Genomic DNA, 337 nt, shown 5'->3' on the forward strand with positions numbered 1-337 from the left:
CCAATCGCCCTCGTTGGCGGTCACATCCCAACTCACCTTGCCCCCGGGCTGCACCATGACGGTGTGCTTCCTCGGGCTGTACGCGCCGTGGCCCGTCACCAGCTCGAAGAAGTGGCCGTGCAGGTGGATGGGGTGGCCCATCATCGTATCGTTGACCAGCGTGACGCGGACGCGCTCGCCGGCAAGGAACGGGATCGGTGCTTTCACCTCGGACAGCTTCTCGCCGTCGAGCGCCCACATGTAGCGCTCCATGTTGCCCGTCAGGTGGATCTGCATCTCGCGCGACGGCGCGCGCAGATCGGGATTACGATCGACCGCGACCAGATCGCGGTAGGTG

The 337-nt window shown here is 65.6% G+C and carries 1 protein-coding gene; it reads right to left on the reverse strand.

All coding sequences use genetic code 11. The annotated features are described in order from the left end of the window. The coding region (locus AC0IYH_RS30235; RefSeq protein WP_471837816.1) for a multicopper oxidase domain-containing protein at positions 1–337 on the reverse strand (337 nt) is incomplete at both ends.

Source organism: Pseudomonas sp. AC463, from assembly GCF_979253585.1.